We start from the raw sequence: 8,807 nt of genomic DNA on the forward strand, positions 1-8,807 counted from the left end.
CTGCGTCACCACGATCTGCGCCCGCTGCAGCACGCCCTGATGGCGCTGGGGCTGTCGTCGCTCGGCCGGCTCGAAAGCCGGGTGATGCCGACGCTGCTCGCGGTGCGCGCCACTTTGGCGGCGCTGGCGGGCGAGCCGGAAATGCTGCGGCCGTCGTCGAAGCAGTTCTTCGCCGGCGAGCACGATCTCGCCAGCCGCAGCGCCGAGCTGTTCGGACCGCTGTCGGGCGCCCGCCACTCCGCCCTGCTGGTCACCTGCCCATCCGAAGCCGCCGACGATCCGACCTTCATGCTGCGGCTCGCCGAGCGCGGCGTCGAGGCGGTGCGGATCAACTGCGCCCACGACGATGCCGCCGCCTGGCAGCGGATGATCAATCACCTTCACGTCGCCGAGGAGGCCACCGGACGGCGGATGAAGGTGCTGATGGATATCGCCGGTCCGAAGATCCGCACCGGCGCCGCGCGGACGCCCGATGGCCGCGACCGCATCGTCACCGGCGATCTGGTGGCGATCGTGGCGCAGGGCGAATTCGAGCGGATCGATCTCGACGACGAGCATTTCGCAGTGGAATGCACCCTTCCCGATCCGCTGACCCGCGCCTCCGTCGGCGCCCGGGTGTTCGTCGATGACGGCAAGCTGTGCGTCCGCATCGAGCGGAAGACCGCCTGGGGTCTGCTCGGCCGCGTCACCGCCACGGCCGACACCGGCTTCCGGCTGAAGCCGGAGAAAGGCCTGAACTTCCCGGATACGCCGCTCGACATCCCGGCGCTCACCGCCAAGGACCGCGCCGACCTCGATTTCGTCGCCGCCCATGCCGATGGCGTCGAGTTCTCGTTCGTGCAGTCGGTCGGCGACGTGAAGATGCTGCAGGCCGCGCTCGCCGAACGCCGGCCCGACGACTGGCACCAGCTGTCGCTGGTGTTGAAGATCGAGACGCCGGATGCGGTCGCGCACCTGCCGGACATTCTGGTGCAGGCGGCCGGGCGCCAGCCGACCGCGGTGATGATCGCGCGCGGCGATCTGGCGGTCGAGATCGGCTTTGCCCGGCTTGCCGAGATGCAGGAAGAGATCCTGTGGATCGGCGAAGCCGCTCATGTCCCGGTGATCTGGGCCACCCAGGTGCTCGAACATCTGGTGAAGAAGGGCACGCCCTCGCGGGGCGAAATGACCGACGCCGCGATGGCGGCACGCGCCGAATGCGTGATGCTGAACAAGGGCCCCTATCTGTTCAAGGCGATCACCGAGCTCGATACGCTGCTCGGCCGGATGGCCGACCATCAGCACAAGAAGACGCCGCAACTCCGGCGGCTGCGCAGCTGGGGCTAAGCGCCCGGTGTGACTTAAGCTTGATTCCCCAGCGCATTCATTCACTCCACTGGTCCGCAAGTGCCGTCGGATGCTGCCGTCTTTGATGTTGAGTGCCCTTTGCAGAGAAAATTTCTAGCCTGTCTCGCCTGCATCCCGATCATCCGCCGCTATATTGATGGTGCCGCAGTGAAGTCGCGAAGGAAATTGCAGAATGTACGTTTATACCGCAGCTGATGGATCCACTTTTGACCGTGTCTCTTGCTGCCGTGCCGGCGGGTATTGGGTTGGCCCCAAGGGATTCCAAAAAAAGTATACCGACTTCGGCGACGCTTGCGCTGCACTGGATACGATGCACAGGCCCTATTGGCGGCGCCCCAATCCAAATGGGAATTGGGGTATTGTTGTGGGGAAACGGAAGCGCCTTTGATCAGAGCGAAGGCCGCCTCAATGGGCGGCCTCCAATGTTTCAGCAGGTGGCGGAATGATGAATTCGAACTCTTTCTGACCGCCGAAGCGTTCAACAATCTTTCGCTCGTACGCATCTTTGTTCGGAGATGATTCCGCCATCTCGAGAACGCGGCCAAGCTGAATGCGAAGAGCGCGAGCACCAATCTGATTGAGAAATTGGAAAAGCTTCGCTTTCTGGTCTCCGCCTCGAGACTTCAGCGCCCGCAAAAGTTCAAGAACCTTCCCGTTGCTTTGCGCCAACGGATGATAGATGTGATTAACTGTCAAATACTTGAAGTGCCATGGCTTCCCCCGAGCAAGAGGCGGAATTTTATAAAGTCGATACCAAGCCGCATAGAGTTCATTCGGAAACTCAGGCTCGTATTTTTTGGCCTCTTCTTGAACATATAGCTTGAACGCGGCGATGACTTCTTCGGCAGTCGGATTGTATCCAGCGAGCCGGTACACCAGCCCTTGGATACCGGACTTCGCCGACGCTGAGAGGATGATGTGGGCTTGGCGCGCGACTCCCTTGTGGCTTTCCGCCCGAAGATGTCCGGCAGACTCGGCCTTGATAATCGCGTTGCAAACGTCAATTAGCAGTGTCACATCAAAGCCGTAAACCGGCTTTGGAGGCTGCTCTACACCACCAGTGCCCCCAAGAAATTTAAGGGGATTCTCGATTTTTTGCTTCAGTTCTGCGTCAACGGCCCAAGCCATCGATCGGCTAGCGAGGAATCTCGGAAAAGCAGCGCCGCTGGTAACGTTTATACCAAGTGTTGCAGCCATTCCGCGTTGGCTGATGACCGCCGTTTTGTGCTGGTCGTCCAGCACATAGCACTCAACATCGATACCGAATTCTTCTTTGAAACTTCCGCGATGGGTTGCTCTTGGTAGTTTTGCGCTCCATCTGGCCGCCGCTGCTTTTTGAGCAATCTCAGCCCTTCTCTCCGGCGACAACACCTCAGCACGTACTCGCGCCGCCTTCACCTTGTCTGGATTGGGTTCGCCGACCATTTCGTCCTCCGATGCTTGCAGATTGACAATAATGCTTGCACGCGCATTCTGCAAGCATACCGTGCAAGCACATCCCCAGATATGCACAAACAAGAACGCCCGGCCACCTTGTGGCGGATGCAGCCTTCGTCTGCGGAAGCGAGCGACGGGCGACATGTCAACGCGAGCACATCGGGTCTATGCCGTGTTCGACAGCGGCATCGGCTACATCCAGTGCATGCCGGAAACGCCGCCGGTGGCGCTGTATTGCGAGGCCGCGTCGGCCGAAAGCTGGGCGGCGTTGAGCGCCGTCCTGAATCCGGATCGCATCGCCCGCTTGACCGCCGCCGGCTACAAGGAGCCCGGCCGCGCGCCGAACTACAGCAAGAGCTATCCGCTGACGCTGACGGATGCCGCGATCGCCGCCGAAATCCTCACATTGCTGCACGACGTCTACAACTACACCGGCGCGCCCAAATTGGACGTCAAGACCGAATAGATCCGCACACATGGGCATTGCAGACGCTGTCGCCGCTGCGTGCATCGCAGCAACCGACTGATCACAACTTCACTAGCTGGCTCGCTTCGCTCTCCCCTCGGATCGACGCGATGGTATCATCGCGAAAAACGACGTCGCATCGCGACGCAACAATGCTGTCAAAACAACAGCCCATGGGAGGACCAGCATGCTCGACACCTCACCGAACGGCAAAGTCACCACGCTCCTCGGACAACTCGACGATGCGCTGAGCGCCGGCGACATCGACCGCGCGGTCGATCTGTTTCAGACCGACTGCTACTGGCGCGACCTGATCGCCTTCACCTGGAACATCAAGACGATGGAAGGCAAGGATCAGGTCCGCGACATGCTGACCGCGCGGCTCGCCGATACCAAGCCGTCGCATTGGCGGATCGCCGACGGCGAGGACGCCGCCGAGACCGACGGAATCGTCGAATGCTTCATCCAGTTCGACACCGCGCTCGCCCGCGGCGTCGGCCATCTCCGCATCAAGGACGGCCGGATCTGGACGCTGCTCACCACCATGGCCGAACTGAAAGGCTTCGAAGAGCCGCAAGGCTTTCAGCGCCCGATGGGCGTCAAGCACGGCGCCGATCCCAGCCGCAAAACCTGGAAGGAAGAACGCGATGCCGAGGCCGCCGAACTCGGCATCACCCGCCAGCCGTATTGCGTGATCATCGGCGGCGGCCAGGGCGGCATCGCGCTCGGCGCGCGGCTGCGCCAGCTCGGCGTGCCGACCATTATCATCGAGAAGAACGAGCGCCCGGGCGACAGCTGGCGCAAGCGCTACAAGTCGCTCTGCCTGCACGACCCGGTGTGGTACGACCACCTGCCCTATCTGCCGTTCCCGCCGAACTGGCCGGTGTTCGCGCCGAAAGACAAGATCGGCGACTGGCTGGAAATGTACACCAAGGTGATGGAGCTGAATTACTGGGGCTCCACCGTCTGCAAGCACGCCTCCTACGATGAAGCCGCCAAGGAATGGACCGTGGTGGTCGAGCGCGACGGCCAGGAGATCACGCTGAAGCCGAAGCAGCTGGTGCTGGCGACCGGCATGTCGGCCAAGCCGAACATGCCGAAATTCGAAGGCATGGACGTGTTCAAGGGCGATCAGCACCACTCCTCGCAGCATCCCGGGCCGGATGCTTGGAAGGGCAAGAAAGCGGTGGTGATCGGCTCGAACAATTCGTCGCATGATATCTGCGCGGCGCTATGGGAGGCCGGCGCCGACGTCACCATGGTGCAGCGTTCGTCGACCCACATCGTCAAGTCGAACTCGCTGATGGAGCTTGGGCTCGCCGGGCTCTACTCCGAGCAGGCGGTGCAGAACGGCATCACCACCGCCAAGGCCGACCTGATCTTCGCCTCGCTGCCGTACAAGATCCTGCACGAATTCCAGATCCCAATTTACAACGCGATCCGTGAGCGCGACGCCGAATTCTACAAGCGGCTGGAAGCGGCCGGCTTCATGCTCGACTACGGCGACGACGATTCCGGCCTGTTCATGAAGTATCTGCGGCGCGGCTCGGGCTACTACATCGACGTCGGCGCTTCCGAACTGGTCGCCGACGGCCGCATCAAGCTGAAGAGCGGCGTCGACGTTACGCGCCTGACCGAACATTCCGTGATCCTCAGCGACGGCACCGAGCTGCCGGCCGATCTCGTCGTCTATGCCACCGGCTATGGCTCGATGAACGGCTGGGCCGCCGACCTGATCTCGAAAGAGGTCGCCGACAAGGTCGGCAAAGTCTGGGGCCTCGGCTCCAACACCCGCAAAGACCCCGGCCCGTGGGAAGGCGAGCAGCGCAACATGTGGAAGCCGACCCAACAGGAAGGCTTGTGGTTCCACGGCGGCAATCTACACCAGTCGCGCCACTACTCGCAGTTCCTGGCGCTGCAGCTCAAAGCCCGGATGGAAGGCCTCCCCACCCCGGTCTACGGCCCGCAACAGGTGCATCATCTGGGCTGAGTGACCGCGCCCTGGGGAACGGCTACGGCCATCCTCCGGCATCGCTCTGGCTTGTCGACCGGCAAAGCCCGCCCTATCTTACGTTCGTCTTACAGGGCACGACCAATGGCAGTACCGGCCGACAAGCTGACGACGACAGTCTCGACCAAGGGGCAGGTCATCCTGCCCAAGGCGATCCGGCAGCGCCGGCAGTGGCCGGCCGGCACCCGACTGACCGTCGAAGAGACGCCTGACGGCGTGCTGTTGCGCCCTGCTCCGCTTTTCGCTTCGACCCGGCCGGACCAGGTTTACGCCTCGCTGTGCTTCGACGGGCCACCGAAGTCGCTGGACGACATGGCCGCCGCGGTTGCCGCGGAAGCACGGCGTCGTCATACGCGCGATTGATACCAATCTGATCGTCCGGTATCTGACCGGTGATCATCCCATGCAATCCGCCCGAGCCCGCGCCACCATCGATGGCGAGGACGTCTTCGTCCCCACGACCGTGATGCTCGAGACAGAATGGGTGCTGCGCAGCGCCTACGGGTTCGATGGTTCCGCGGTATGTCACGCGCTCCGCAGCTTCGCCGGATTGCCCAGCGTCACGCTTGAGGACCCAGCGCTGGTCGCCGCCGCCCTCGACCGCGTCGAGGCCGGAATGGATTTCGCCGATGCCCTGCATCTCGGCTGCGCGGAAGCCTGCGATGGCTTCGTCACGTTCGATCAACGCTTAATCCGCACCGCCAAGGCAGCTGGTCTCACAAACGTTTCGGCGCCCTGACTGGCGCCGCCGGACTCACAGCATCCCCGGCCGGAACAGCGATTTCCTGCTGATGGTCTTGCCGGCCACCATGAATACGCCGTCGCCGGTGTAGTGCAGCGTTTGCGGATGTTTCGGCCGGGCGGCGACGTGGGCTTTGACGACTTCGAAGATGAAGAAGTTGTATCGGTCGACCAGCGCATCATCGTGCAGCCGGCATTCGAACGCGGCGTGGCACTCGGCAATCAGCGGCGCGGCGACCGCGGTCGCCTTCTCCGCCGTCAGCCCGAAATGCGCGAACTTGTCGATCTCGGCGCCCGAGGTGTTGCCGATGCCGACGACGATATCGGTCAGCGCCGTGGTCGGCAGATTGACCACGCATTCGCCGGAGCCGCGGATCATCTCGAACGAGTGGTTGCCGCTCGAGATCATCAGACCGATCAGCGACGGGGTGAATTCCAGCACGACGTGCCAACCGAGCGTCATGACGTTGTGCGCGCCGCGCCAATGCGAGCTCACCAACACGATCGGCCCCGGCTCGAGATAGCGGCGCACACCCGAAACCGGAAAGTCGGATTTGCGTGGGTGCATCATCTTCCGCGTCCTGTCGGTCCGTCTGGGCAGCCTCGATCAGTAGCACATCCCGGAAGAACGACGTCTCAAACCGTGATGTTCACGCCGCGGACCTCGCCCTGAAACCGCTGCATGGTTTGCAGCGCGGTTTGTAGGCGGGCGAACAGGTCGGTGTCGTTGGTCTGCAAGGCCCGCTCCATGCCGCTGCGCACCGACTGCATGAAATCGACTTTCTGCGTGCCATTGGGCGCCAAGGAGGAGCCGTCGACCGGCATGCTTACCGTCATGCTGACGAAGGTCGAGCTCTCGTCGAAACTCATCTCGCCGCTGGCGATCTTGCTGTTGATCCAGTCGAACAGCTGTTGATGGGTCATCTGGGTGAAGTCGGTCTTCTGCACCCCGCCGCTGCCCGACCTGGTCGCAGCCGCACTCTCCCCAGATGCGGCTACGGCCGATGCGCCGGCGCTGCTGCGCGAGGCGGCCACCAGTGAGGCCGCATATGACCCAACTCCAGAAATGTTCATGACGCGCCTTCAAACGTGCTTGGTCGAGCACACTCAAAAGCAACCGACATGCCATCCCGGCGGCGGCCGTTTTCGTCAACCGCCGCAGCGCATTGCGGCGCCGGGCGAGCGGCGCCGCGTGGCCGGATGGCGGCAAGTCTTGCCGCCTGCACGACGATCTTGCCGCCTCACGGCCGCCCCTGGCGCTCGTCAATCAACCGGCCGACAGCGCGAGCGATCCGCGCCCGTTCAATCACCGACGGCTGCGGCATGCTCCGCCGCCATCGCGGCATCGGCCTGATCGACCTGCTGGAACGCAGGTCGCGCGGTGACCCGTTCGGTGTAGCGCACGAACACGTCTCTCTTCGGCACCAGGCCGAAACTCAGCGTCCAGTTGAGTGCAATCCCCCACAGCACGTCCGCGGCGGTGAAGCGGTCGCCGAGCAGATACGGTCCGGTCGCAAGCTGCGCTTCGAGCGCGCCGAGCATCGTATCGTAGTCGGCATAGGGCGACATCTCCGTCGCCCCGGGCTCGCGTTGCATGAACCTGTCGACCACCGCCGGTTCGAACGACGAACCGTAGTAAGCTATCCAGCGCAAGTAAGGACCGCGCAGCGGATCATTCAGCGCCGGCGCGAGACCGCCCGGTGAGAACAAATCGGCCAGGTAGATCGTGATCGCGACCTGCTCGGTCACCAGCGCATCGCCATGACGAATGGCCGGCACTTTGCCGAGCGGATTGATCGCGAGGTACGCCGGCTGGCGCTGCTCGCCGGCCTTCATGTTGAGGACGTGAAGATCGTACGGCGCTCCCATTTCCTCGAGCAGCACGCGCATGCCGGTGGCGCGGGTTTGCGGCGAATAGAACAGGGTGACACGGTTCGGGCTGGTCATCGGGGTCTTCCGCGGCTGGACGGCGATGACACCTGCTTACAGCCCCATACCTGACATCCTCTGTCAGGTATGGTTAAATGAAACATGCGCGCGAGCCGAATGCTGTCGATCCTCACCACCCTGCAGGCCAAGGGCCGCGTCACCGCGCCGGAGCTGGCCGAGGCCTGCGAGGTATCGGTGCGCACGATCTATCGCGACATCGACGCGCTCTCTGCGTCCGGCGTGCCGGTCTATGCCGACCGCGGCGCGGACGGCGGCTATCGGCTGCTCGACGGCTATCGCGTGCGGCTGAACGGGCTGTCGCAGAGCGAAGCCGGCGCGCTGTTCCTCGCCGGCCTGCCCGGCCCCGCCGCCGCGCTCGGTCTCGATGCGGCGATGATCGCCGCGCAGAACAAACTGATGGCCGCGCTGCCGGCCAATCTGCGCGAAGACGCCGGACGGATGCAGGAGCGCTTTCACCTCGACGCACCCGGCTGGTTCGGCGAGGCCGAACAACCGAAGCACTTGCGCGCCGTCGCCGCCGCGGTGCTGCGCGGCACGCTGATCAAGATCCGCTACGAGAGCTGGCGCGGCCAGAAGCGCCGCCGCGTCGCCCCGCTCGGCCTCGTGCTGAAGGGCGGCAGCTGGTATCTCGCCGGACAGGTCGACGGCAGCGTCCGAACCTACCGGATCGCGCGCGTGCTCGACTGCACGCCGCTCGACGACCGCTTCACGCGTCCGGCCGATTTCGATCTCGCCGCCTACTGGCAAAACGCGACGCTGCGGATGGAAGCCGAGCTGCATCCCAATGTCGCGGTCGTCCGATTGTCACCGTTTGGCGTCAAGCTACTCGACGCGCTGAGCCAGCCCTATGTCCGA

The 8,807-nt window shown here is 63.5% G+C and carries 10 protein-coding genes; 6 read left to right on the top strand and 4 right to left on the bottom strand.

From position 1 onward, the window contains the following. Window positions 1–1,326: pyruvate kinase (locus DYI24_RS15195; RefSeq protein ID WP_205523535.1), on the top strand; the 1,326-nt coding region annotated here is incomplete at its 5' end. 426 nt (window positions 1,327–1,752) lie between these two features. Here DYI24_RS15195 and DYI24_RS15200 read toward each other — a convergent pair. Next, window positions 1,753–2,772 carry a P63C domain-containing protein gene (locus tag DYI24_RS15200; RefSeq protein ID WP_164572882.1) on the bottom strand — a complete coding sequence of 340 codons (1,020 nt, stop codon included), beginning with the start codon at window positions 2,770–2,772 and terminating at the stop codon, window positions 1,753–1,755. Window positions 2,773–2,926: 154 nt separating this feature from the next. Between DYI24_RS15200 and DYI24_RS15205 the strand changes: the two genes are divergently transcribed. From DYI24_RS15205 to DYI24_RS15220, 4 genes are all read left to right on the top strand, one after another. Continuing rightward, window positions 2,927–3,250, top strand: a complete 324-nt coding sequence (locus tag DYI24_RS15205) for a TY-Chap domain-containing protein (protein WP_246701268.1) — start codon at window positions 2,927–2,929, stop codon at window positions 3,248–3,250. 187 nt (window positions 3,251–3,437) lie between these two features. Beyond that, window positions 3,438–5,240, top strand: a complete 1,803-nt coding sequence (locus tag DYI24_RS15210) for an NAD(P)/FAD-dependent oxidoreductase (protein ID WP_164572883.1) — start codon at window positions 3,438–3,440, stop codon at window positions 5,238–5,240. Window positions 5,241–5,345: 105 nt separating this feature from the next. After that, entirely contained in the window at window positions 5,346–5,624 is a 279-nt protein-coding gene (locus DYI24_RS15215; RefSeq protein ID WP_164572884.1) for an AbrB/MazE/SpoVT family DNA-binding domain-containing protein, read from the top strand. Then, complete coding sequence (locus DYI24_RS15220; protein WP_164572890.1) at window positions 5,611–6,000, top strand: type II toxin-antitoxin system VapC family toxin; 390 nt, start codon at window positions 5,611–5,613, stop codon at window positions 5,998–6,000. Before DYI24_RS15215 ends, DYI24_RS15220 begins: the two co-directional genes overlap by 14 nt. A gap of 15 nt (window positions 6,001–6,015) precedes the next feature. Here the strand turns inward: DYI24_RS15220 and DYI24_RS15225 are convergent, their stop codons facing one another. The 3 genes from DYI24_RS15225 to DYI24_RS15235 all read right to left on the bottom strand — a co-directional run bounded on the left by DYI24_RS15225 (window position 6,016) and on the right by DYI24_RS15235 (window position 7,949). Further along, the gene (locus DYI24_RS15225) at window positions 6,016–6,573 is read right to left on the bottom strand and encodes a flavin reductase family protein (protein WP_164572885.1); all 558 of its coding nucleotides are present in this window, start codon (window positions 6,571–6,573) and stop codon (window positions 6,016–6,018) included. Between the two features lie 65 nt (window positions 6,574–6,638). Continuing rightward, window positions 6,639–6,950 carry a hypothetical protein gene (locus DYI24_RS15230; RefSeq protein ID WP_246701269.1) on the bottom strand — a complete coding sequence of 104 codons (312 nt, stop codon included), beginning with the start codon at window positions 6,948–6,950 and terminating at the stop codon, window positions 6,639–6,641. Window positions 6,951–7,304: 354 nt separating this feature from the next. Beyond that, window positions 7,305–7,949: a glutathione S-transferase family protein gene (locus tag DYI24_RS15235; RefSeq protein WP_164572887.1), complete on the bottom strand. Its 645-nt coding sequence runs from the start codon at window positions 7,947–7,949 to the stop codon at window positions 7,305–7,307. Between the two features lie 84 nt (window positions 7,950–8,033). Here DYI24_RS15235 and DYI24_RS15240 point away from each other — a divergent pair. Further along, on the top strand, window positions 8,034–8,807 hold a 774-nt coding region (locus DYI24_RS15240), incomplete at its 3' end, for a helix-turn-helix transcriptional regulator (protein ID WP_164572888.1).

It is taken from the genome of Rhodopseudomonas sp. BR0C11 (assembly GCF_010820945.1).
Lineage (GTDB): Bacteria > Pseudomonadota > Alphaproteobacteria > Rhizobiales > Xanthobacteraceae > Rhodopseudomonas > Rhodopseudomonas palustris_H.